At 70.5% G+C, this 22,034-nt stretch carries 16 protein-coding genes; 5 read left to right on the top strand and 11 right to left on the bottom strand.

Features of this window, described 5'->3' with window-relative positions; translation table 11 throughout:
- The 7 genes from ACIQMR_RS33185 to ACIQMR_RS33155 form a co-directional block, all read right to left on the bottom strand.
- A complete protein-coding gene (locus ACIQMR_RS33185) occupies positions 1 to 1,935 on the bottom strand; it encodes an AMP-binding protein (RefSeq protein ID WP_401395321.1) in 1,935 nt (644 codons plus the stop codon).
- Entirely contained in the window at positions 1,935 to 5,120 is a 3,186-nt protein-coding gene (locus tag ACIQMR_RS33180) for an amino acid adenylation domain-containing protein (RefSeq protein ID WP_401395318.1), read from the bottom strand. The genes ACIQMR_RS33185 and ACIQMR_RS33180 overlap by 1 nt, the downstream gene beginning before the upstream one ends.
- A gap of 267 nt (positions 5,121 to 5,387) precedes the next feature.
- Complete coding sequence (locus tag ACIQMR_RS33175; protein ID WP_401395315.1) at positions 5,388 to 6,701, bottom strand: condensation domain-containing protein; 1,314 nt, start codon at positions 6,699 to 6,701, stop codon at positions 5,388 to 5,390.
- 206 nt (positions 6,702 to 6,907) lie between these two features.
- Entirely contained in the window at positions 6,908 to 8,224 is a 1,317-nt protein-coding gene (locus ACIQMR_RS33170; RefSeq protein WP_401395313.1) for an MFS transporter, read from the bottom strand.
- Between the two features lie 402 nt (positions 8,225 to 8,626).
- Positions 8,627 to 9,451, bottom strand: coding sequence for a glutaminyl-peptide cyclotransferase (locus tag ACIQMR_RS33165; protein ID WP_401395310.1), 825 nt, complete (start codon positions 9,449 to 9,451; stop codon positions 8,627 to 8,629).
- A 193-nt stretch (positions 9,452 to 9,644) separates the two neighbouring features.
- Entirely contained in the window at positions 9,645 to 11,069 is a 1,425-nt protein-coding gene (locus tag ACIQMR_RS33160) for a polysaccharide biosynthesis tyrosine autokinase (RefSeq protein ID WP_401395307.1), read from the bottom strand.
- A 177-nt stretch (positions 11,070 to 11,246) separates the two neighbouring features.
- On the bottom strand, positions 11,247 to 12,515 hold the full coding sequence (locus ACIQMR_RS33155) for a nucleotide sugar dehydrogenase (RefSeq protein WP_401395305.1): 1,269 nt from the start codon (positions 12,513 to 12,515) through the stop codon (positions 11,247 to 11,249).
- Between the two features lie 258 nt (positions 12,516 to 12,773).
- On the opposite strand from ACIQMR_RS33155, the gene ACIQMR_RS33150 reads away from it, so the two are divergent.
- Both ACIQMR_RS33150 and ACIQMR_RS33145 read left to right on the top strand, forming a co-directional pair.
- Positions 12,774 to 13,847, top strand: coding sequence for an NAD-dependent epimerase/dehydratase family protein (locus ACIQMR_RS33150; protein WP_401395302.1), 1,074 nt, complete (start codon positions 12,774 to 12,776; stop codon positions 13,845 to 13,847).
- Positions 13,835 to 14,869, top strand: a complete 1,035-nt coding sequence (locus ACIQMR_RS33145) for an MraY family glycosyltransferase (protein ID WP_401395299.1) — start codon at positions 13,835 to 13,837, stop codon at positions 14,867 to 14,869. Before ACIQMR_RS33150 ends, ACIQMR_RS33145 begins: the two co-directional genes overlap by 13 nt.
- Before the next feature lie 54 nt (positions 14,870 to 14,923).
- On the opposite strand, the gene ACIQMR_RS33140 is transcribed toward ACIQMR_RS33145, so the two are convergent.
- Together ACIQMR_RS33140 and ACIQMR_RS33135 are read right to left on the bottom strand one after the other, a co-directional pair.
- A complete protein-coding gene (locus tag ACIQMR_RS33140) occupies positions 14,924 to 15,904 on the bottom strand; it encodes an NAD-dependent epimerase/dehydratase family protein (RefSeq protein WP_401395296.1) in 981 nt (326 codons plus the stop codon).
- A 6-nt stretch (positions 15,905 to 15,910) separates the two neighbouring features.
- Positions 15,911 to 17,038, bottom strand: a complete 1,128-nt coding sequence (locus ACIQMR_RS33135) for a glycosyltransferase (RefSeq protein ID WP_401395294.1) — start codon at positions 17,036 to 17,038, stop codon at positions 15,911 to 15,913.
- A 243-nt stretch (positions 17,039 to 17,281) separates the two neighbouring features.
- On the opposite strand from ACIQMR_RS33135, the gene ACIQMR_RS33130 reads away from it, so the two are divergent.
- A complete protein-coding gene (locus ACIQMR_RS33130) occupies positions 17,282 to 18,133 on the top strand; it encodes a class I SAM-dependent methyltransferase (protein ID WP_401395291.1) in 852 nt (283 codons plus the stop codon).
- Between the two features lie 33 nt (positions 18,134 to 18,166).
- Here ACIQMR_RS33130 and ACIQMR_RS33125 read toward each other — a convergent pair whose 3' ends face one another.
- Positions 18,167 to 18,688, bottom strand: coding sequence for an acyltransferase (locus ACIQMR_RS33125; protein ID WP_401395288.1), 522 nt, complete (start codon positions 18,686 to 18,688; stop codon positions 18,167 to 18,169).
- A gap of 31 nt (positions 18,689 to 18,719) precedes the next feature.
- The gene (locus tag ACIQMR_RS33120) at positions 18,720 to 19,241 is read right to left on the bottom strand and encodes an acyltransferase (RefSeq protein ID WP_401395285.1); all 522 of its coding nucleotides are present in this window, start codon (positions 19,239 to 19,241) and stop codon (positions 18,720 to 18,722) included.
- Positions 19,242 to 19,478: 237 nt separating this feature from the next.
- On the opposite strand from ACIQMR_RS33120, the gene ACIQMR_RS33115 reads away from it, so the two are divergent.
- Positions 19,479 to 20,660, top strand: a complete 1,182-nt coding sequence (locus tag ACIQMR_RS33115; RefSeq protein WP_401395282.1) for a glycosyltransferase — start codon at positions 19,479 to 19,481, stop codon at positions 20,658 to 20,660.
- A 49-nt stretch (positions 20,661 to 20,709) separates the two neighbouring features.
- Complete coding sequence (locus ACIQMR_RS33110; RefSeq protein ID WP_401395279.1) at positions 20,710 to 22,014, top strand: lipopolysaccharide biosynthesis protein; 1,305 nt, start codon at positions 20,710 to 20,712, stop codon at positions 22,012 to 22,014.
- Positions 22,015 to 22,034: the final 20 nt, after the last annotated feature.

Raw genomic sequence — 22,034 nt, 5'->3', positions numbered from 1 at the left:
TCAGGCTCCTGCCGGTCGCGGGGTCCGGCGCTGCTCGACGAGAGCGGCCAGGGCCCGCAGATCGGGGGCGCGCAGCAGCTCGGGGGCGCGCAGTCGTACGCCGCTCTCGCGCTCGATGGCCACCAGCAGCCGGGCGGCGACGACGGACGTGCCTCCGGCGTCGGTGAAGTTGTCGGTGAGTGCGGTCGCGGGCCGGTCGAGGAGGTCGCGTACGGCGCGGAGAACGAGCAGTTCGGTGGGTGTGGCGTCGCCGGGCACGGCCTCCGCCTCCGGCCCCTCGGGGCCGGCCGTCGCCTGGTCCGCCAGCGCGGCCCGGTCGACCTTGCCGTTGGCGTCGAGCGGGTAGCCGTCGACGATGCGTACCGCCGCGGGCACGGCCTGCTCGGGCAGCCAGGCGCGGACCGCTGCCAGCAGGTCGCCGGTCTTCGCCGTGGTGCCCGCGGTGAGCCGGATGTGTGCGACGAGACGGGCGCGGCCGTCGTCGTCACGCAGCGCGGTGACGACGGCACTGCGTACCGAGGGGTCGTGTTCGAACGCGGCTTCCACCTCGGCCGGTTCGATGCGCACGCCGCTGATCTTGACCTGGTCGTCGAGACGGCCGAGGAACTCCAGGTGTCCGTCGGTATGCATCCGCACCCGGTCGCCGGTGCGGTAGAGCCGGTCGACGCCGGGCAGGCCGAGATCCTCCAGCGGGGCGGTGAAGCGGTGTGCGGTGAGTTCGGGGTCAAGGTAGCCGAGTGCCAGGCAGTGACCGCCGACGCGGAGTTCGCCTTCCTCCCCTCGGGGGACGGGCCGGCCGTCGGCGCCGGTGACGACGACGGTGGCGCCGGGGACCGGCAGGCCGATGGGCGGCGACGTCTGCGCGTCCGTCCGCGGGTTCCCCGGTGCGTCTCCTCGTCCATCCCCTCGTGCGTCCGCGCCTCGCATGGCGTAGGTCGTGGTGACGACGGTGGCTTCCGCGGGGCCGTAGGCGTTGTGGACGGTCGCCCTGACGTCGTCGCCGGGCCGTCGGCGCATACGGTCGCCGCCTACCACGAGGTGACGCAGCGACAGGTCCCGGGGCCAGGGCCGGTCCAGTACGGGCTCGATCATCGGGGTGGCCGCGACGGACACGGTGACACCGGCGTCACGCCACCAGTCGGTGAGGACGGTGGCATCCCAGCGCACGTCGTCGGGAGCGGGGACGAGGGCGGCGCCGGCGGTGAGTCCTGCCCACAGCTCCAGCAGGTGCGGGTCGAACGCGACGCCGATCAGCAGGGACTGGCGGTCACCGGGTGCGAGTCCGGTCTCGGCGCGATACCAGTCGAGGAGGACCGACAGCGAGGGTTCGGCGACGGCGACGGCCTTGGGACGGCCGGTGGAGCCGGAGGTGAGAACGGCGTAGAAGGCGTCCTCCGGGGCGCGCCGCCGGGCACCGGCGACGGGGGCGGCAGGGTCGGGGGCGGCGAAGGCGGCCACCACGGTGCCAGGGGCGTTGACGCCGTCGCGTGGCAGGGACAGGCGTATGCGTTCTGCTGCCCGGTGCCGGGCCGGCAGGACCGCCGGATCGCCGATGACGCAGACGACGTCGAGGTCCTCGGTGACGGCGTCGGTACGGCGCTCTCCGGGGCGGGGCCCGAGCGGCAGGTAGACGGCGCCGATCCGGGCGAGGGCGACGGCGGTCACCACGAGGGCGGCGGAGCGGTCGAGGCAGACGCCGACCAGGTCCCCGGGCCGGACGCGGTCCCGCAGCGCGTCGGCGGCATCGGTGGCGGCGGTGTCGAGGTCCTGGTACGTCCAGGTGTGGTCGCCGTCGATCACCGCGGGGGCCTGCGGGGTGCGCAGGACCCATTCCTCGAAGCGGGCGAGCACCGCTGTCGGGGTGGCGGCGGGGCCGTGGGCGATGGACGCCTCACGGGCGACGACGGCATCGGAGACGGTCAGGGGCTGGGTCATCACGAATCCCTGGAGATGGTGTCGGTGGCCGCGAGTGCACCGGCCTGGTCGGCGAGTACCGGGTGGCGGAACAGCAGCCTGAGCGGCGGGCGTTGCCCGAGCCGCGGCTCCAGCCACGCCGCGAGCTGCGCGGCGAGCAGGGAGTGGCCTCCGCTGCGGAAGAAGTGGGAATCCTCGTCGAAGCGGCTGTGCCCCAGGACCTCGCGCCAGCCCTCGGTGAGCAGCGCGGTCATCGGGTCGTCCGTTCGTGGCGCCGTCGTCGCGCCGGCGGAGGTGGCGGCGTCGGCGGAGGCGGCGACGGACGCGGCCGCTGCCGCGGGTTGCAGCGCGACCGCCCGGCGCGCGAGTGCCACACGGTCGGGCTTGCCTCCGGCGAGGGTCGGCATGGTGTCGAGCGCGGCCCAGCGTGCGGGGACGAGGGGGCCGGGCAGCCGGCGGCTCAACTCGGCGTGCAGGGCCTTCTCGTCGAACGTCCCGCTGTCGCCGGCGCCTTCCAGGAATCCGACGAGCCGTGGCCCGCCGGGAGTCTCACGGTCAAGCACGACGGCGCAGGAGCGGCCGCCGAGTGCGGCGGACGCCGCGGCTTCGATCTCTTCCAGTTCGATGCGGTGGCCGCGGAGCTTGACCTGGTTGTCCTTGCGGCCAAGGAAGTACAGGAGCCCGTCGAGCCCGCGGTAGCCGAGGTCGCCGGTGAGGTAGACGCGCTCTCCGTCGAGCGCCCGCACGTGCACGAAGCGGGCGGCGGTGGCCTCCGGGTTGCCTGCGTAGCCCTCGGCCAGTCCGGGTCCGGCGACGGCCAGTTCACCGACCGCGCCGGGCGGCAGCGGACGGTGGTGGGCGTCCAGGACGTGGATGCGTTCGCCGGGCAGTTCGGTCCCCAGGGGGACCTCGGCGCCGTCGGTGAGCGCGTCGCGGGAGATCTCGTGGACGGTGGAGCTGATGGCCGCCTCGGTGACGCCGTACACGTTGAGCACGGTGGCGCCGGTGTCGGCGAGGAAGTCCCGCAGGACGTCGGCGGGGAGGCGTTCACCGCCGAGCACGAGCAGCCGGGGCGCCCAGCCGCCGTCGCGCAGCGCGGGCCGCATGTCCTCGCGGGTGGCGAGGAAGTAGCTGGTGGGCAGGTTGGCGACGGTGACGCGGGCGGCGGAGAGCTGCGCGGTGAGTTCAGCGCCGGTGGGCACCTCGTGCTCGGGGACCACGAGGCAGGCCCCGGCGTACAGCGTCGGCAGCACCTCCTCCAGCGCCACGTCGAACGAGGGCTGGGCGAACATGAGCACCCGGTCGCCCGGGGCGAGCCCGAACCGGTCGGCGGTCGCGGTCAGATGGTGTTCCAGGGCCGCACGGCCGACGGCGACGGGCTTGGGGACGCCTGTGGAGCCGGAGGTGTGGATGACGTACGTGGTGCCCGGAAGGACGCCGGCCTCGCGTGCGCGCGGCAGCACCGGCGCGTCGACGGTCGCGGCGGGCAGTCCCTCCGGGACCGCGGTGGCACCGCTGCCGTCGGTGAGCACCAGCGCCGGGGCCAGCCGCTTCAGCAGCAGCTCCAGACGGGCCGGCGGGTCGGAGGGTGAGAGGGGACAGTAGACCGCGCCCGTGCGCAGGCAGGCCAGCAGGGCGACGACCGAGTCGGCTCCTCGGGGCAGCACGACGGCGACGGGCTGTCCGGCCCTCACCCCCGCGGTACGCAGCCGCTGGGCGAGCGAGCCCACACGGGCGTCGAGTTCGCCGTAGGTGACGCGCCGGGCGCCGGACAGCAGGGCGGGCAGCGCCGGGTCGTGGGCCGCGGCAGGGTCGAACGGGTCCCGGTTCCGCGTCGACGGCGTGCTGCCGGGCCCGGGCTCTGCCGCGGGCAGCGGCGGGGTGGGCGCGAGGTCGGCCAGGGCCGTGGCGGGGGCGTCGAGATAGGACCGCAGCAGGTCGAGGAACCGGTTCGCGAGGAGCCGCGCGATGTCCTCGTCGAACAGGTCGGCGTCGTAGTCCCAGACGAGTGTCATGCCTGCGGCGCCATGGCGAGGTGTGACGCCGCGCCGGTCGTCCGGCAGCAGCACCACGTCGAGGTCGAAGCGGGTGGTGCCGGTGTTGAAGCCCTCGAAGAGGGTGATCTCCAGGCCGGGGACGTCGATCTCGGGCAGCTGGGCGTCGTGGGCGCTGAACATGACGGAGAACAGCGGGTTGTCGGCGCCCGAGGTGTGCATGCCGAGTGCGCGGGTCAGCTCCTGGACCGGTACGTCCTGGTGCGGCAGGGCGCGGATGAGGGTGTCGGTCACCTCGTCCATGGTGTCCTCGGCCGGGGCGGCGGGGTCCAGCCTCAGCGGCAGCGGGATGGTGTTGACGAACATGCCGACGGCGTCCTCGAACCCGCGCGGCCGGTTGCCGACGGCCGTTCCCACGACCATCCGCGAACGTCCGCTGTGCCGTCGCAGCAGCTCGGCGAAGAGGCCGAGGAGCGTGGCGAACGGAGTGAGGCCGCGCGAGCGGGCGTGCTCGCGCAGCCGCTCGGCGAGATCCGCGCCGACCGACTGGCGCAGCTGTCCTCCGTGGTGCCTGCGCCGGGCTCCGGGGCGGGCCAGTCCGGGCAGCGGCATGTCGTGCGGCTGGTCGCGCAGCTCGGTCCGCCAGAAGTCCAGGCTCTCGGGTGCGAAAGCCGCCTCCGCCCGGGTGCGGACGTGGTCGGCGTACGAGGAGGCCGGCGGGAGCGTGACGGGGTCGCCGAGGACGTGGCCACGGTAGACGCCGAAGACGTCGTCGAGGAGGATCGCGAACGAGTGGCCGTCGTGGATGAGGTGGTGCTCGACGTGGATCAGCCGGTGGTGGCGTTCCGCGAGGCGGACGAGCGTCCAGCGCAGCAGCGGTGCCTCGAAGGTGTCGAGCGGTGTCTCCGCTTCGGCGCGCAGCAGGTCCCGGAAGGCGGCTTCGGGGTCCTCGCCCCCGCTGAGGTCGACCGTACGCAGCCGTGGCGCGCACGCGGGTGCGACCCGCTGTCCCGGCATCGCGCCTTCGGCGGCGACGAGTTCGAGCCGCAGACCGGGGTGGCGCTCCAGGGTGGCGGTGAGTCCGTGGCGCAGGGCCTCGGTGTCGAGGGTGCCCCACAGGTCGAGTGCGGCGGTGAAGTTGTAGGCGCGGCTGCCCGGTTGCACCTGTTCGTGCAGCCAGACGATCTCCTGCGAGGAGGAGAGCGGAAGCATGGGCGATCCCTGAGGTCGTCGGGTCGGGTTCTCGAGCCGGTCACGGTCGTGGCCGGGCGCGGTGGTTCGGGCGGTCCGCGGGTCGCGCGGCGCCGCTCGGGTACGGGGTGGTGCATCGGGTTCGCCGGGGGTTCCCCGGCGGATCCAGGTCTGCCCGTTCAGGCCGGACGCAGGTGTGCGGGCCGGGCGAGTGCGGGGGCCGGCAGGTGCGGTCCAGGCGAGTGCAGGGCCGGCCGGCAGGTCGGGCGGGGGTGCGGCCGGCCGGCGTCAGGGCACAGTGGGCTCCGGTGTCCGCAGCGCATGGGTGAGGTCGGTGAACGCCTGTTCCGCCGTGCCGTCGTCGAGGACCGCGCGGTCCCACACCATGCGCAGATGGAGTTCGGCGCCTTGTGTGACGGACACGGCGAACGGTCCGCGTACCGGCCTTCCGCCGATGTGGATCTCCCGGCCCTCGACACCGGCCAGCCGCAGCGGCGGGCGCAGGCTGGTGTCGTCGACGGTCAGCAGTCCGTCGAGGCGCCCGGTCCAGCCCGAGCCGGCGGCACGCGCTGCGCTCACCACCGCGTCGAAGGGCATGTCGGCCCGGTCCAGGTCGTCCCACCAGGCGTCTGCCGTCACCTCCGGGTCGGGCCCGTGGCCGGTGGCGGCGGGGAAGACGACCGTGTTGAGGAAGCAGCCGACGACCGGTGCGGCGCCCGGAGGGCGGCCGCCCCAGGGGTATCCGATCGGTACGACGTTGCCTGGCCCGTAGAGGGCACGTGCGGCGGAGCGGCAGGCGTCGAGCAACGCGGGGAAGGGCACCGAGTGGTCGTGGGCGGGCAGCCTGGCTTCGGCCGAGCCGCTCGGGAGTGATCCGTCGGGGACGCGTCCCGGCGTCGGCTGCGGGGCCCGTTCCCGTACGGCGCGCAGCCGGTCGGCCCAGTAGGCCGCCGCGGCGGGCGAGTCCGCCCGTTCTTCTGCGGCGAGCTGCAGGAGGACGGCTTCCGTGTACGCGGCGAGTTCGGCCTCGGTCTCCGCGGCCGAGGGCGGCTCCGCGGTGGTGCCTGCGGCGTAGGCGGCACCGAGATCCTCGACGATGCGCGCGAGTGACCGGCCGTCACACGCGGCGTGGTCCAGGACGATCGCGAGCACTTCCTCACCGGTGTGCGCGGCGTCGCGTCCCTCCCGTGCCTCGCGTACGAGGAAGATCCTCAGCGGCGAGCCGTTCGGGTCCCACGCGCCCAGGGCGCGGCGCAGCGCGTCGGCGGCGTTCTCTCCCGGCGCGAGGTCCAGCGACGTCACGGGTACGTCCGGGTCGTGGACGCGCAGCACGGGTGTTCCGCGCAGCACCGCCGGCCGGGAGCGCAGGGCCGGGTGCTGTGCGGCGACCCGGCGGGCCGCTGCGCCGAGGCGTTCGGCGTCGACCGTGCCGTGCGGGAAGGCGAAGAACATCGGCACGACGTCGGGGCGTCCGGTCGGGTCGAGGGAACGCACCAGTACGAAGCGTCGCTGTGCTCCGGTGACGGGCAGCAGGTCGTGGGTCTGCTCCCCGGCGGTGAGCTGCCGGTAGCGGGCCAGGTACTGGCTCGTGATGCTGAGCACGTGATCCTCTCGGTGATGGGCCGGGCGGGAGTCGGCAAAGGTGTCGGGCAGGCGGACATGCGCGCCGATCGAGCGCACTGGTGCGTACGGATCGGCGGGTACGAATCGGTGCGGACGGTGCGCGCGTACGGTGCGCGCGTACGGTGCGTCCTTGCGGTCGGCCGAGGCGCACGGGGCCCGCGAACAGGGCCTGTGGCGGAACCGGTTCAGCTTGCCGACGCGGACGGCACGGGCTCGTCACCGGCTGCCTGCGCGGATTCCTCCTGCGGGTGTTCGGGCACCGGCAGGTCACGCATCCGGCGCAGCGAGGACAGCAGCAGCGGCAGCGGTACGGCGAGGAATCCCGCGGCGCACCAGGCCAGTGCCGTGCGAGGGCCGAACGATTCGGCGAGGGCGCCGCCGAGGAGTGCGCCGAGCGGCAGGGTGCCCCACATGAGGAAGCGCAGGGTGGCGTTCATCCGGCCGAGCAGCCGGGGCGGGCACAGTGCCTGGCGGAAGCTGACCTGGGCGACGTTGTAGACGACTGCGCCGAAGAAGACGGCGCCGGATCCGGCGGCGAAGAGGACCGCGCCGCCCACGCCATGGCCGGCGAGGGGCCACAGCACGGCGAACGGACCGGTCGCCAGGGCGGACAGCCAGATGAGCCGTGCCTGCCCGACCCGGGCGGCGAGCCGCCCGGCGCAGAGCGCGCCGAGGAGCCCGCCGACGGCCGACGCGGACAGGACGAGCCCGAGCTCGCCCGGCTGCAGCCCGACGACGCGCACGAGGTGGACGGTCTGGGTCGCCATGAGAATGGCCGTGCAGAGGTTGGCGAGACCGGTCGTGAGCGCGATGACGCGGAGCAACGGGTGGCCGATGACGAACCGGACGCCCTCACCGATGTCCTTGCGCAGGGAACCGCTGTTCGAGGGTGCGGGCCGTTCCTCGGGTCGCTCGATGCCGAGGATGAAGAGGGCGGAGAGGGCGTAGCCGATGGCGTCGGCGATGACGGCGAGGTGCGCTCCGGCCAGCTGGACGAGCCCGCCGCCGATCCCGGGGCCGGTCACCTGCGCGGTGGAACGGACCGTCTCCAGCGCACCGTTCCCGGCGACGAGCTGTTCCCGGGGCAGGATCTGCGGCAGGTAGCTCTGGTGGGCCACGTCGAAGAACACGGTCGCCACACCGCTGATCAGTGCCACGGCGTACAGCTGGGCCATGGTCAGGACGCCGGCGACCGCGGCGGCGGGGATGCTCGCCATGGCCGCCGCGCGCACGAGGTCCGCCCCGATCATCAGGGGGCGCTTGCGCATCCGGTCGGTCAGTGCCCCTGCGGGCAGCCCGATGAGCAGGAAGGCGGCGGTCTCCGCGGCCGTCAGCAGTCCGACCTGGAAGGCGGACGCGTCGAGTTCGAGGACGGCCACGAGGGGCAGGGCCACCAGCGTGACGTGGGCGCCGAGTTGTCCGGCGGCGGCTCCTGCGAGCAGCATCCGGAAATCACGCGTGCGCAACGGGCCGCCGGGGGCGTCCCGGAATGTGACGGACATGTGAACGACAGTCACTGAACCGCCGATCAGCAGTCAAAGCGCCGCACACAGTTTCGGACGATTCCTGCGACGCTTCGCCGCCTTCTCAGAAAAACTTTCGCCGTACGAGGGGTACGCCCGGATGAATGCCGCCACAGCGGGGTGGCACAGGACGCGACCACGCGGCGATGACCGGGCGAGACATCCGGCCGATCGCCTACAGAGCGTCACCGATCGAATCCTGACCGAAAACAGTCACTCCTGATCACCATGGACCTGAACCGCTCATTCCGGCCGCTATGGAGTGGGAACGGCACAGCGGAGGCGAAACCTGCCTGACCGTCAGAGCCCGGCCTCAGATCCCGAGGACTGCTACCGAGTCCGTGTCAGCGGTTCCTTCGAACGGGAACCCTCAGACAGTGCCTAGCGGGGCACGAATGCCACCCGGAACATCTTGGGCCACCACTTGCCCGTCAGCAGGAACTGATCCGTTCCCGGAATCGCCGCGATGCCGTTGAGGACATCCGCGCGCCGTCTCTCGGTCGCGGTCAGCAGGGCCGGGACGGTGATGTCACCGGTCACCTCACCGGAGTCGGCGTCGATGCGTACGATCCGGTCGGTGGGCCAGACGTTGGCGTACACCACGTCGTCGACGCATTCCAGTTCGTTGAGCCGCCCCACACGCTTTCCGCGGACGGTGACGGCTCTCTCCCCCGTCTTCGCGAGAGTCCGGGGATCCCGGAAGACGATCCGGGAGGTGCCGTCGGTCGTCACCAGGCGGCCGCGGCGCCGCTGGTGACACACACCCCAGCCTTCCTCCCGGTAGGGGACGCGGCGCAGTTCGGCCAAGGTTCCGGCGTCACGCTCGATGGCGACACCGTTCTGCCAGGTGAGCTGCCACAGAGTCCTCCCCACGACGGTCATTCCCTCGCCGAACAGCGGCGCGGGCAGCTCCGCGCGGAGCACCGGCGAGGCCCCGGGCGTTCCGGCCCGGATCGTCGAGCGGCCGGACACGCCCGTGCTCTCGTAGAGCATGCCGCCCGCCATCTCCAGGCCCTGGGTGAACGCCGACGGGTCGTGGGGCAGGGTCTCGATGACGTCCACCCTCAACTGTTCGACCTGCCCTGCCGCCTGCCCGGGCACGCCCTGCCCGTGGTCGGGGGATCCGCCGCCCGTGTCGCACGACGGGACCAGCAGCCCGGCGACCAGGACGACGGCCGCCACAGGGATCACGAACACACGCCGCATGGCGTCACCCTGGCACAGGGGTCCGGTCGGAAACGGCCCGTACGACGGCACGGCTCGCCGGTGGTCGCCCGTCCGGGCGCCCGGACCGAGCGGCGGGGCCCGGTCGGAAACGGAAAGGTCCGGCCGCGCCCCGAACAGGGGGCGCGACCGGACCGAGGGAAGCAATCCGCGCCGCCGGCGGCGGCCTTCGGTGCTACGGCCGCGTCTTGGCCGGCACCGGCGCCGGGCGTCCGTTGGCGGAGGATCCCCGGCGGGGAACCACCGCCGCCAGACGCGTGGGCACGAGCGCCGTGAGCCGGTCCGCCATGTCCGGCTTCGGCTGGTACCGGTACGCGTAGCCGTGCGCCTCGCCGTCGCCTCGTGCCGGAGCGCCGTTCAGAACGGCTCCCAGCACAGGTACGTTGACGCGGTCGAGGATGCGCAGGGCGTCGAGGATCTGGCTCCTGCTCGTCCGTCCGGCACGTGCGACGAGCAGATAGCCGTCGACGGCGTGCGCCATCGCCGGGGTGTCGGCGAAGGGAAGGACCGGAGCGGTGTCCACGACGACATGGTCGAACTCCTCCGCGAGGTCCTGCAGCACGGCCCCGAACTGGCTGCTTCCGAGGATCTGCGTCGGATTGGGTGGGATCATCCCGCTGGTGAGCACGGAGAACGATCCTGCCGACTGCAGTACGTCACGCACCCCGGCCTTGCCCACCAGCGCCGTGGTCAGCCCGGCGTCCCTGACCAGTCCGAGAGCCGAGGCGACGGACGGACGGCGTAGATCACAGTCGATCAGGCATACCTTGGCCCCCTCCTCGGCCAGCGTGGCCGCCAGATTGACCGAGACGCTGCTCTTGCCCTCACGCGGCAGCGGGCTCGTGACGGCGATGACTCTCGGCCGTTTGCCCATCTCGGCGAACTGGAGATTGACCCGCAGCTTCCGGAAGCCCTCGGCGCGCGTGCTGTACGTGTCGTCGCGCAGGGAGACCGGGCGCCGGGAGGCGCGCGGATCGTGCACGATGCTCGACAGCACTGGCGGCCCGGAGGCGGCCGCCAGGCATTCGGACAGGGCCTTGGAGTCCCGCATCGAGGTGTCCACCGTCTCCAGCGCGACGCCCAGCCCCAGTCCGAGGACCAGGCCCACGGCCAGGCCGAGTGCGACGTTGAGGGTGGGGTTCGGTGACGAGGGGGCGACCGGCACGGCCGCGGGCTGGATGACGGTGAGCCGGACCGGAGACTCGTCCGTGTCCCCGTCAGGGCTCTCCAGCTCCCTGATCACCTGCGCGAAGCGGTCCGCGAGGGCGTTGCTGACCTTGGCGGCCCGCGCCGCGCGGGTGTCGGTGACGGTCAGCCGGACCAGCACCGTGTTCAGCGGCGCCTCCGCCGACACCCGGGAGGCCAGTTCGGCCGGGGTCATGCCCAGCTTGAGGGATTTGACGACCGGTGTGGTCACCTCTGGGCTCGACACGATGTCGGCGTAGGACTGAACTCGTGCCTGGGTGAACGAGTTCCCCTGGTTGAGCTGGGACGTGTCGTCGCCGCCCTGGAGGGAGGCGAAGAGTGTGGTCGTCGCCCGGTACTCCGGTGTGGCGACGGCGGTGGCGAGGACACCGGCCCCCGTCCCCAGCAAGGTCACCAGGGCGATGACGCGCCATCGGCGGGAAAGGACTCGAAGGTATTCGCGCAAATCCAAGGTCTTCCCCGATCGGAGCGGTAAATGGACATTCACCGTAGGGTTCGCAGCGGGAATTTCGGGCACACGGCATGCGGGTTCGACCATTCGGTACCCTCAGCGGAGTGCAAGTGCGCCGCCTCAGAGGCGTTCGGCCACTTCCGAACGGCACCGGTTGCAGGCGTCGAATACGTAATCAGCGACCCGCTCCACCATCGCGTAGTCGAAGATGTCGTGATCGGTGGCGACGACCACCGCGTCGGCCGAGGCGACCTGCTCCTCGGTGAGCTGGACGCACAGAATGTCCTGGGGCAGGTGCGAGGCGTCGACGTACGGTTCGACCGCGACGACGTGCGCGCCGAGTTTCTGCAGACCCTGGGCGACGGCCACGGAAGGCGATTCCCGGATGTCGCCGGTGTTCCTTTTGTAGGCGAGTCCGAGAACCAGGATCCGGCTTCCGTTGACCGGCTTGCGGCGCGTGTTGAGTCCTCTGGCAACGCGCAGAACCACATGGTCGGGCATGTGGCTGTTGATGTCGTTGGCCAGTGCCACGAAGCGGAAGTCGTGCTGCAGTGCCTGCTTGACCTGCCAGGAGAGGTAGGACGGATCAATGGGCAGGCAGTGACCACCCACGCCGGGACCGGGCAGGAAGCGCATGTATCCGAAGGGCTTGGTCGATGCCGCGTCGATCACTTCCCAGATGTCGATGCCCAGCGGTCTGCAGAACATCGCGAGCTCGTTGACCAGCGCGATGTTCACGTGGCGGAAAGTGTTCTCGAGGAGCTTGGTCAGCTCCGCCGTGCGCGGTGAACTCACCGGCACTGTCCGTTCCACGACGTCGCTGTAGAACTTCTCGACGTGCTGCAGGGAGAGGTCGTCGATTCCGGAGACCACCTTGGGGGTGTTCTCCAGCTGCCACGTCGGGTTTCCCGGGTCGATCCGTTCCGGGCTGTAGCCCAGGAAGAAGTCCTTGCCGGCGCGCAGTCCGCTGTGAGCCTCCAGGATCGGGCACACGACGTGCTCGGTCGTGCACGGGTACGTGGTGGACTCGAGGATCACCGTGGCGTTCGCCTTCAGATGGGGCGCCACCGACCGCGCGGCGCTCTCCACGAAACTCAGGTCGGGCGCGCCGTCCTTCAAGGGCGTGGGCACGGTGATGACGCAGACGTCGAAGCCGGCGGCATCCGCGTAGTCCGCACTGAGGAGGTAACGGCCCGAATTGAGGGCTGCCATGAGGCGGGGGGACGAGACGTCCTCGGCGAACGACTCACCGGCCGCCAGCCGCTTGACCCGCATCTCGTCCACGTCGAGACCCACGACACTGTGCCCGGCCTCGACCACCCGAACGGCGAGTGGGAGACCCACGTACCCCTGGCCGACGACGACCACCTTCTGCGCTGACACCGACACGGTCCCACTCTCCTCTCGCCTGCCCAGCCGAATGTTTCGGTGGAATATGTGTGATGTATGCCAGGGTTCGCTCCCGGTGCTCCTGCTGAGTGACGGCTCTTCAGGCAAACAGCGTCATCCCGTCCTTCGAGCGGCGGGGCAAGTGGACTAACTGATCTATCAATTCACTGTATTTATGTTGTTCCCGGATATCGTTGCCGTGCGTCGCCGGTGCACATGACCCCGGCAATGCCCCACCCACAGACACGGAGTGACGGCGTGACGGACCATCCGAAGTACCTGGTTACCGGAGGAGCCGGTTTCATCGGTTCCCACCTCGTCGATGCGCTGCTGGCGCGTGGCGGGCCGGTCGTCGTACTCGACGATCTCAGCACCGGACGTCTGCAGAACCTCGCCGGCGCACGCGAGCAGGGAAATCTTCAATTCGTCCACGGCTCGGTGCTGGATGAGCCGCTGGTCGACAAACTGGTGGGTGAATGCGATCGCGTCGTGCACCTGGCGGCGGCCGTCGGAGTGAAGCTCATCGTCGAACAGCCGCTGAGGTCCTTCACCATCAACACCAAGGGAACGGAAACGGTCATCGAGGCGGCGTACCGCCATGGCCGTCACGTCACCCTCGCCAGTACGTCGGAAATCTACGGCAAGAACTCCTCCGGGCCGTTGACCGAGATGTCCGACCGCGTTCTGGGAAGTCCGTCGGTGCCTCGATGGTCGTACAGTACGGCGAAAGCGGTGGACGAGATCCTCGCCGAGCTGTACCGACGCGAGTACGGGCTGCGTGCCACCGTCGTGCGCTTCTTCAACACCGTGGGCCCCCGGCAGAGCCCGGCGTACGGCATGGTGATTCCGCGATTCGCCAGGCAGGCGGTTCTGGGAGAACCGCTCACGGTCTACGGAACGGGTCGGCAGAGCCGCTGCTTCCTCCACGTCACCGACGTGGTCGCGGCGCTCGTGTCGCTGCTCGACCGTCCCGAGGCCGAGGGAGAGACCTTCAACATCGGAAGCGACGAGGAGATCAGCATCCTCGATCTGGCGGAACGCATCATCGCCTGCGCGAACAGCACGTCGACCGTGCACCGTGTCTCGTACACCGAGGCGTACGGACCCGGGTTCGAGGACATGGACCGCAGGGTCCCGGACACCACGAAACTGCGGGCCCTCACCGGCTGGCTGCCGGGGCGCGACCTCGGCGACATCCTCATCGACGCCGTGGCGGACGCCCGCGCCGAAGTGCCTCAGCAGGCGCCCGTCGCCGTTTCCGGGCTCCCGGACGAAGGGCACGCCGGCGGCGCCGACGGCCGGGCGGTGGCGGCGGGTCCATGTCCGGTCTGAGCCCGTGGATGGTGACGGCACTCGCCGGGCTGGTGGCCCTGGCTGTCGCCGCGCTGCTGACCGAGCCCCTGCGTCTGCTCGCTGTGCGGCGCGGATACACGGACCAGCCAGGCATTCGTAAGGTGCACGCCTCCCCCACCCCCTACCTCGGCGGCATGGCCGTCGCGCTGGCGACCGTCGGATCGGCGAGTGTGGTGGTGTTCGGCGCGGGCGCGACCGACTCCACCCTCGGTGTGGTGCTCGGATGTGCCGCGGTCATCGCCGTGCTCGGCCTCGTCGACGACCTGCGTCCGCTCAGCATCCGGATCCGGCTCTCCGTCGAGGCGGCGGCAGCGCTCGTGGTCGTCGCCTGGTGCGGCCATCCCGTGCTCTTCGGCACATGGGTCGACGCGGTACTCGCGGTGATCTGGATCCTCTTCACCACCAACGCGTTCAATCTGCTGGACAACATGGACGGGGTGGTGTCCACGGTGACCGCGGTCATCGCGGCATTCCTGTGCTGCGCCGCGCTGTCCGCCGGTCTGGTCGGCACCGCGTCGGTCGCCGCCGCCCTCGCCGGTGCCTGTGCCGGGTTCCTGTTCCACAACTGGCACCCGGCGCGCATCTTCCTCGGCGACGCGGGCGCGCTGTTCGTCGGCTTCCTCGTGTCGTCCGCGAGCATGACCCTGCACCGGGACAGCACCGCCCTGTCCGGGTACGGCAGCCTGCTGCTCATCACGCTGGTGGTCACCGCGGACACCGGCCTGGTCATGGTGGCGAGGCGCCGAGAGGGCCGGCCCGTCATGCAGGGCGGCAAGGACCACATCGCCCACCGGCTGCGGCGCCTCGGCCTCACGGTCCGCCAGGTGACCGTCGCCATCGGAGGCTTCGCCGCGCTGACGAGTCTCACGGCCGTCCTGGTCCTGTTCAAGATCGTCCCGCAGCGCGCCGTGCTGATCGCCGTGGTCGCGGTGACCGCCGTCGTCTGGCTGCGGCTCCTGAGAGTCCCCGTCTACGGAGCGGTCGCCGACGAACAGCACTGAGGGCGGACACCGCCCGTCGGGGGTGACCGCCCTCGGTACCGCGTCAGATCACTGTCAGCCCACGTCGGCCGGCACCGCTGCGGCGGCTGCCGGCCGCTTCGCGTAGTCGGGCAGCGCCCGGAACCAGTTCACCGTCCTTTCCAGCCCCTGCTCCAGGGGCACTTGGACGATGTCGGGGAACAGCTCGCGAACCAGCCCGTCGGCCGCCTGGGAGTCGCGTACGTCGCCCGCCCTCGGCGCCTCGTGCCGGATGCCGGCCGGCAGTCCGGTGATGTCGGCGAGTTCCCGCGCGAGGTCGAGCAGGGTCACCCGGGTCCCGAAGGCAAGGTTCACCGGCCCGGCGTAGGACACCTGGCGCAGCACCGCGTCTGCCAGCACCCGGACGACGGTGCCCACATACGTGAAGTCACGGGTCTGCAGTCCGTCGCCGAAGATCCGTACGGGGGTGCCGCGCAGCATGGCGTCGATGAAGGCCGGGACCACGGCGGCGTAGGCGTGTCCGGCCGGCTGCAGGGGCCCGTAGACGTTGAAGAACCGGAACGCCAGGGTGGGAAGGCCGAACGAGGCCCCATAGGCGAGGACATATGCCTCGGTGGCGAGTTTGCTCGCGGCGTAGGGGCTCAGTGGCCGGGTCGCGAGGTTCTCGTGCTTCGGCAGGACCGCGGTGGCGCCGTAGACCGAGGACGAGGAGGCGGCGACGACGGGGACGCCCGCGCGTCGGCATGCCTCGAGGACGTTGACCGTGCCGGTGGCGTTGACGTGGTGGCTGGCGACCGGGTCGGCAAGGGAGCGCGGTACGGAGGGACGGGCCGCCAGATGGACGACGGCGTCCACTCGGGGGACGACGCTGTCGACGAGCGCGGGATCGAGGATGCTTCCCTCGATCAGTTCGGTGTCCGTTCCCGCGAGATTGGCCGCGGAGCCCGTGCTCAGGTCGTCCAGGGCGATGACCCGGCCCACGTTCGGACGTGATGCGAGCTCCTGGCACAGGTTGGCGCCGATGAACCCGGCGCCTCCGGTAACAAGGACGTTCAACTGTGCTCACCTTTCGGACGGGGGTGCGGTCCACCAGCCGCGGGCGACGGCGATGGAGGTGTAGAGGGCCTGTGTGTCGGCCACCAGGCGCTCCTCGCCGAAGCGCCGCCCGGTGAACGTGCGCGCCCGTGCGCCCATCTCCTCGCGCAGTTTCGCGTCGCGCAGCAGGGTCACCGTGTGGCCGGCGATCTCCGTGGTCCGTGGTCCGGCCAGAAGTCCGGTCGCACCGTCCTGCACCACCTCCGCGACGCTCCCGACGTCGGTGGCGACAGCGGGCAGCCCGGCGAGGCCGGCTTCGATCAGACTGACCGGCATGCCCTCGTTGTCCGAGGTCAGCAGGACCATGTCGGCGGCGGCGTAGACGGTCTCCACGTCCGCGCGCCAGCCCAGCAGATGGAGATGGTCGCCGAGTTCGGCGACGGCTTCCGGGTCCGGCCGCAGGTCGCCCGCGCCGCACACCACGAAGTGCGCTTCCGGTACGACCCGGTGCACCTCGCGGGCCACGGCCAGGAGCCGGTCGGGGCGCTTGATCCCGGTGATGCGTCCGACGTACGCCACCACGGGGCAGTTCTGTGGCAGTCCCAGGAGGCTCCTGGCCTTCGCGGGGTCGGGTGCCGGGGCGAGACTGGTGCCGGGCGGGACCACCGTGTACTGGCCGGCCCTCCCGATTCCTGCGGCGACGAGGTCGTCGCGTACCCGTCCGCCGACGGCGACGAGCCGGTCCGTGAGCGCGGCGAGCCCGCGTTCGGCGCCCACCACGACTCTGGTTCTCGCCGGGGAGAAGTAGCCGTGCAGGAGATGGCCGTGAAAGGTGTGCACCCTTGACGGCACTCGGGCCAGTACCGCGGCGGTCCGGCCCAGAGCACCGGCTTTCGCGGTGTGCGTATGGACGATATGGGGCCGGAACCGTCGCATGGCGGCGACGAGTTCGTAGAGACAACGGGCGTCGTCCGTGGGCCGCACGGCGCGTCCCAGTCCGTTGATCCGCTGGACCGGGAGATCGGGTGCCCGCTGCTCCAGATGGTCCGCCTCGTCCGGTGCCACGAATCCGGCGATGAGACGATGCTCGAATCGCTCGGAATCCAGCCCTCGCAGCAGGGCCGACACCTGAACAGCCGGTCCGCCGATGTTCATTCGCGTGATCACCCTCATCACACGAAGGCGACGGAATTCCGAACCTGCGGCTCGGTACGTGGCGGTCGACATGGAACAGATACTAGGTGGCGCGCACCCAAGTATTCGTCAAGGGCACGAGGCACGACGGGCTTGAATCGGTAGCGGCGCCACAAACCCGGAGCTGGAGGAACGCGCAAGCAGTTGCAGACCTGGGGCGTTTCACGTCCACTTCGCGCCATAGCGCATGTACAGTACGGCAGCATGAGCATCTCTCTGGCGCCGAAGAGTCTCACACATCAGCACCTTCTGGCGGCGGCGAACACCGAGTTGTCCGGCCGAGCAGGGCAAGAAACCTTTCGAGTTCTTGACGTGGGATGTGGCAAAGGGGACCTCATCGCGTTTCTCCAGGCCGGGCTGACCGACCTGAACCCCGGAGCCGATATCGAGGTCCACGGATTCGACGTCACCGACACCTTGGCAGAGTACCCAGAATTCCCCGGATCGACGGTGGATCGACTGGAGAGTTTGATGCCGGGTGTCCCGTGGGCCGAGCGCATCACGTCAGTGTCCCAGCATGAGGCCTGGCCATACCCTGACGGAGCGTTCGACATCGTGGTGTCGAACCAGGTACTGGAGCACGTTGTCAGCCTCCCTTCGTTCCTGACTCAGCTCAGCCGCGTACTCGGGCCGCGCGGATGCTCGATGCATGTGTTCCCGCTGCGGAACGCGCTGTGCGACGGTCACGTCCTCATGCCGCTGATTCACCGCGTTCGCGGTCATGAGCAGCGTGCAGCAATGGCACGCATGTGGCGACAGATGAGGGTGGGGAACAACAGGTCCGGGGACATCAGGGAAACGGCCGAGCGCATCTCGACCTATCTACACCTGGGGACAACCTACCGCTACTTCGAGGAGTTCTCGCAGGAGTCGAAGCGTGCGGGCCTGAAGCTTTCGTACCGGTACACACAAGAGCTCTACCAGCAGAAGATCTCGGCGATGCTCGGTCAAGGCGGCATGGCCGGCTACCGCCGTTCCAGGCGTGCCGTGATCGACTGGTTGGCTTTCTGCACACTGCGCCATGTCTCGTCCATCACCCTGGTTCTCGAGAAGTAGCCGAGACGTCGGTCCGGGATTCGCCCGAATTCCTCACGCCCTCTCACGAGCCCGGATCATCCTGGCTGGATTTCCGGCGACGACCACCTCAGGGGGTACGTCCTTCGTCACCACGCTGCCCGCACCAACAGCGGCACCACGGCCGATGGTCACGCCGGGCAGAATCGTCACCCGCGCGCCGAGAAAGACGTCCTCCTCCACGACGATGTCGGCAGACACCGGAGTGTGGTCGCGGAACTTACCGCCTGCTTTGGGCACGGGATGGTCTCCCGTGATGAACAGGCACTCCGGACCCATCGACAGATGCGCGCCCAGGGACACGGCGCCCGGGCCGAGGAACCTGGCGCCCTCCCCGATTCCCGCGTGGTGCCCCATCCGCAAGGATGGTGGCAGGCATACGCCCGCGAGGATGGTGACCGGCAATTCCACATGCGCGCAGATCTTGTGGGCGCACCAGGCACGAAGCCGATGAGCACCGGGGATGCGCCAGTGCAGCCGCTGGCCGATCAGCTTGTAGAAGCAACGCACACCCCAGACCATGAGCCGGTTCTTCATCTCGGCGTCCCTTCCGTCAACACTGTGCTTTTCATACCTGCTCGCGGGCACGAACGATTCTGGCCGGATTTCCGGCGACGACCGCTTCGGGGGGAACGTCCTTCGTCACCACGCTGCCCGCGCCAACAGCGGCACCACGGCCGATGGTCACGCCGGGCAGAATCGTCACGCGGGCGCCGAGAAAGACGTCCTCCTCCACGACGATGTCGGCGTGCACCGGCGTGTGGTCGCGGAAGTTTCCCCCTGCTTTGGGCACGGGATGGTCTCCCGTGATGAACAGGCACTCCGGACCCATCGTCAGATGCGCGCCCAGGGACACGGTGCCCAGGCCGAGAAACATCGCGCCCTGCCCGATTCCGGCGTACGGCCCCATCCTCAGGGTGGGTGGGAGCCCAACTCCGGCGTTGATGGTGACCGGCAGTTGCACGTCCGCGCAGATCTTGCGGGCGCACCAGCCGCGGAGCCGTCGGGCGCCGGGGGTGCGCCAGTGCAGCCGCTGGCCGATCAGCTTGTAGAAGCAACGCACACCCCAGACCATGAGCCGGTTCTTCATTTCGGCGTTCCTTCCGTCAACACTCGCGGGTGTGTCGGCGCCATCGCGCCGTGGAGCCGGAGTGCGTCGGGGGTCCGGGGCGGCGACGTGGTGGCAAGATCGACTCACCTCAGGCCTCCTCAGGCCTGACACGCGGATGCGGCGGCCGTCAAAGCTGCGGCCGTGATCAACACAGGCATACACTAAACCACGACATACCCGATTAACGCCGAATAGCGAGTTTCACCCTATATGCACATGATGGATCACACTCAAGCACCACTCGCCCAGTCCTCCGTTGTCGCACCCTCGCGACAATCCCTCTCCCGGGTCTGCCTGTTGATCGGCCAGCTCGGGCTCGGGGGCGCGGAGAAGCAGCTCGTCCTGCTCGCCCGGGGACTAAGCCAGCGTGGTGTCCGCACCCATCTCCTGGTCCTGTTCCACAAGGGCCCGCGGGAGGCTGAGCTGCGGGACTCCGGAGTGATCCTGGTGGATCTCGGATTCCAGCGCGTGACGTTGCACTGGAAGTCGCTGATGAGCAACGCCCGCGCCTTCGCCCGCCTCCTGGTGTTGCTGAGGAGGGAGAAGCCGCAGGTTCTGCAGGCCTTCCTCCTGCACTCCTACGTGCTGGCAGCCCCCGCCGCACGGTTGGCCCGTGTACCCGTGCTGGTGGCGGGCCGGCGCAGCCTCGGCTTCTTCAAGCGCGGACACCGGGTGGCGCTGGCCCTGGAGCGGATCGCCACCCGGTGGACGGATCTGCTGGTCGCCAACGCTCAGGCGGTCGCCGACGACGTCCGGCGGGACGAGGGCGTGCCCGACACCAAGCTCACGGTGATTCCCAACGGGATGACCCGCAAGGAGTTCGAGCTCGCCCGGCCCGCCGAGGTGGCCACGTCGCTGCCCGTCGTGCTGTGCGTCGCCAATCTCGCGACCCACAAGGGGCACCGGCACCTCCTGGAGGCGTGCACGGAGCTGCGGCGCAGAGGAAAGCCGTGCACCCTCGTCCTGATCGGGGACGGCGCCGAGCGCCACGCGCTGGAACAGCTGGCCGCGTGCCTGAGGATCGACGTACGTTTCCTCGGCTTCCGCACCGATGTCGCCGGGTTCCTGGCCCGGGCGGACGTGGTCGTCCTCCCGTCCCTGTACGAAGGCTCCAGCAATGCCGTGATGGAGGCCATGGCGGCGGGGCGGCCCGTGGTCGCCACCGCGGTGGGCGGCACACCGGAACTCCTCGAGGACGGACGGGGCGTGCTCGTCGCCCCCGCCGACGCGGGCGCCCTGGCCGACGGCCTCCAGTCGGTGCTCTGCGACCGGGAAGCCGCCGCCCTCCTGGGACGGCGGGCACGTGAATGGGCCCTGGCCAACCTCACCGCCGACGTCATGGTGGACCGGTACGTAGCGCTCTACCACCAGCTGCTGGACCGCCGGTTCACGGCGTAGTGGCAGGGGCGGCCCGGCGGCGAACGGTCAGTTGAGGAGATCCGGCGGCATGGCCGACAGCAGACTGCAGTTCGTCCGGATGATCGCGGCCCGCGCGGGCGCCCTCGTCATGGGAGTGGTCGCCAGTGTCATCATCGCCAGAGCCCTGCCGCCCGAGGCGCGCGGTACGTACTACATGGCCGTCACGGTCGGCACCGCCGCCATGGCCCTCGGGCATCTGTCCATCGAGCAGGCGCAGACGGCCCTGTGGTCGGACAAGGGAAGACGGGCCTCCCTGGAGGGCAACAGCGTTCCGCTGGGGCTGACGGTCGGCGCCGGAGCCGCCCTCGCGGCGATGGCGGCGGCCGTCGTGTTCCAGGGGCACGGCAACATGCCCGATCTGTGGCTGCTGGCCACGGCCTGCGCGGGCGTGCCGCTGGGCGTCGGCGTGCTGTACTCGAGCAACATCGCCGTACTGCGCGACCGCCCCCATGTGGCGGGACTGGCCCCGCTGGCGGGCGCGGTCGTCCAGTGCACGTGCCTGGTCGCACTCGGCCTCACCGGACACCTCACCGTCCACACGGTCGTCGTCGTCTGGTCCGTGTCGTTCGGCGTCTCCTTGGTGGTGCTGGTCGGGAGGGGCGGAGTCACCGTCAGCCGGCCGCGCCTGGGGCTCGCCAAGGCGACCTGCACCAAAGGCCTGCGGCTGCACCCCGGTTCAGCCGCGTCCTATCTGCTGCTCAGGTCCGACGTGTTCCTGCTGAACGCACTGGCGGGCCCTCGCGAAGTCGGCATCTACACGCTCGCCGTCACCCTCGCGGAGCTCAGCCGCATCGGCGTCGACGCCTTCGCACAGGTCACCCTGCCCCGGCAGTTCGATCACGACATGGAGGGCTCGGCCGCCGTCGCGGCAAGGATGGTACGGCTCATGGTGATCCTGGGTGCCGTGTCCGTCGTCACGACGGTGATCGCCGTGTCCGCCCTGATCACTCCCGTGTACGGTCACGCCTACGCGGAGGCCGCCGCTCTCGTCGCCTGGCTGGTTCCCGGAATCCTGCTGCTGTCGGCAGGCCGTCCCGTCGCCACGTTCCTGCTGCGCTTCCGGTCTGCGCGCTTCGTCGTCCTGCCGTCGCTGCTCGCCCTGGGAGTGAACATCGGACTCAACACGATGCTGATCCCCCTGTGGGGCGCCGCCGGCTGCGCGATCGCCTCGACAGCGGCCTACGCGACTCTCGTTGTCCTGCAGGTGGCGTACTTCGTGCGGATCAGCGGGATCCCGTGGCGGCACCTGCTGCCGACGAGCGCCGACACCTCTCGCATCACGAGCTCGCTGCGACGTGGGCGCGGCGACCTGGATGTCGGCCGGTCTCGATGACACGGGATCCCGCTGCACGA

Origin of the sequence: Streptomyces sp. NPDC091376 (assembly GCF_044757085.1) — a bacterium.
Taxonomy (GTDB): domain Bacteria; phylum Actinomycetota; class Actinomycetes; order Streptomycetales; family Streptomycetaceae; genus Streptomyces; species Streptomyces pratisoli.
Note: the sequence above shows the minus strand (reverse complement) of the source record. Positions and strands in the feature narration are given on the sequence as shown.

Coding starts and splice junctions, on each gene's coding strand:
- ACIQMR_RS33135 (WP_401395294.1), bottom strand. CDS start 17,038: ATGAACATCGGCGGACCGGCTGTTCAGGTGTCGGCCCTGCTGCGAGGG.
- ACIQMR_RS33185 (WP_401395321.1), bottom strand. CDS start 1,935: ATGACCCAGCCCCTGACCGTCTCCGATGCCGTCGTCGCCCGTGAGGCG.
- ACIQMR_RS33170 (WP_401395313.1), bottom strand. CDS start 8,224: ATGTCCGTCACATTCCGGGACGCCCCCGGCGGCCCGTTGCGCACGCGT.
- ACIQMR_RS33120 (WP_401395285.1), bottom strand. CDS start 19,241: ATGAAGAACCGGCTCATGGTCTGGGGTGTGCGTTGCTTCTACAAGCTG.
- ACIQMR_RS33125 (WP_401395288.1), bottom strand. CDS start 18,688: ATGAAGAACCGGCTCATGGTCTGGGGTGTGCGTTGCTTCTACAAGCTG.
- ACIQMR_RS33165 (WP_401395310.1), bottom strand. CDS start 9,451: ATGCGGCGTGTGTTCGTGATCCCTGTGGCGGCCGTCGTCCTGGTCGCC.
- ACIQMR_RS33145 (WP_401395299.1), top strand. CDS start 13,835: ATGTCCGGTCTGAGCCCGTGGATGGTGACGGCACTCGCCGGGCTGGTG.
- ACIQMR_RS33180 (WP_401395318.1), bottom strand. CDS start 5,120: ATGCTTCCGCTCTCCTCCTCGCAGGAGATCGTCTGGCTGCACGAACAG.
- ACIQMR_RS33115 (WP_401395282.1), top strand. CDS start 19,479: ATGATGGATCACACTCAAGCACCACTCGCCCAGTCCTCCGTTGTCGCA.
- ACIQMR_RS33130 (WP_401395291.1), top strand. CDS start 17,282: ATGAGCATCTCTCTGGCGCCGAAGAGTCTCACACATCAGCACCTTCTG.
- ACIQMR_RS33110 (WP_401395279.1), top strand. CDS start 20,710: ATGGCCGACAGCAGACTGCAGTTCGTCCGGATGATCGCGGCCCGCGCG.